The sequence below is a fragment of the Kitasatospora sp. NPDC058170 genome (assembly GCF_042883905.1).
Taxonomy (GTDB): domain Bacteria; phylum Actinomycetota; class Actinomycetes; order Streptomycetales; family Streptomycetaceae; genus Kitasatospora.
This window is the reverse complement of the sequence record NZ_JBHVUV010000098.1, coordinates 1-1,222: the sequence shown is the minus strand read 5'-3', so window position 1 is coordinate 1,222 and position 1,222 is coordinate 1. Positions and strand designations below refer to the sequence as shown.

Sequence of the window (1,222 nt, the reverse complement as noted above, 5' to 3'; positions counted from 1 at the left end):
CTAGTGCTGGATTCCTTAAAGGCGGTATACAAATCGGCGTCGGAGTTGGCGGGTCGGTGGTGGTGGTCTGCCCCAGACCCAGGGCTTGGCACGTGCGTTGAGCTGGGCGGTTGCGAGGCGGGTGGCATGGGTGATCTCGTCGGGGCCGGCGAACGACTGGCCGGCGAGGGCGGCCTTGCGGAAGATGCGCCACCAGCCTTCCTGGAGGTTGAGCCAGCAAGCGCCGACGGGGATGAAGACATGTCGTATCCGGGGATGGTCCTCGAGCCAGGTCCGGGTGGAGAGGCTGTTGTGGGACGACAGGTTGTCGGTGACGACGACGATCTCACCGGTGGGGTTGGCCTTCTCCAGCAGCCGTAGGAACTGCTGGTAGAAGATGCTGTTGCGGGACGAGGCGGTCATGGTCACCTGCTGTCCATCGTTGACGCGCAGGCCGCCGTAGACCCAGGTCTTCTCTGGTCCGCGGCCGTAGTCCAGCTCGTTCTTGATGCGGTGCCCGTCCGGCGACCAGCCCGGCGCCGGCGGGAAGGTGCGCGGGATCACCGGCCCCAGTTCGTCGACGCAGACGACCGTCGCGTCGGCGGGCGGGCAGGTGTACAGGCCGACGACCCGCGTCCTTTTCCCTCGAAGTCCGGGTCCTTGGAGCGGATCCAGGACCGGGTGCGACGCCACCGCACGCCCTCGGCCAGCAGGATCCTGCGGACCTGCGAGCGCCCGATCTCGATGCCGCCGGCCCGTGCCCGCTCGGCCAGCGCGTCCAGGGTCCACTCCGGTGGCCCCGTCCGGTCCGCCGCTTCCAGGTCGCCACCGGCCCGGACCGTGAGGCGGCCCGGCGGTGGCTGCTTGACCAGGGCGATGACCCGCGAGCGCTCGGCTTCGGTGATCCGACGCTTGCGGCCCTGCCCACCCCGATCCTCCAGGCCCTCAAAGCCGTCCCGGTTGAAACGGTGCAGCCAGCACCGCACGGTCTTCTGACTGCACCCCAGCTCGGCCGCGATCGCCGGCACCCTCGACCCCGCCCAGCTCAGTTCGACCAGCCGCGCCCGCAGCACCAGATCCGCCGGCGCCTTCCGCGCCCGCGCCAACCGGTGAACCACCGCTTCCTCGCCCGAATCACGGCCCTGCCGCGCCCGCAGCACCACCCCGAACCACCCGCCCCTGACCGACCGAACTATCCCTCCACCAGCACATATACCCACTGAAAGAGGAATCCAGCACTAGT

The 1,222-nt window shown here is 69.3% G+C and carries 2 protein-coding genes; both read right to left on the bottom strand.

The features are described 5' to 3' along the window. Positions 1 to 15: 15 nt before the first annotated feature. Positions 16 to 600, bottom strand: a complete 585-nt coding sequence (locus tag ACFVVX_RS38005) for an IS630 family transposase (protein ID WP_387952747.1) — start codon at positions 598 to 600, stop codon at positions 16 to 18. Then, positions 540 to 1,142 (bottom strand): helix-turn-helix domain-containing protein, encoded by a 603-nt coding sequence (locus ACFVVX_RS38000; RefSeq protein WP_387952746.1) that lies wholly within the window; start codon positions 1,140 to 1,142, stop codon positions 540 to 542. The genes ACFVVX_RS38005 and ACFVVX_RS38000 overlap by 61 nt, the downstream gene beginning before the upstream one ends. Positions 1,143 to 1,222 lie beyond the last annotated feature (80 nt).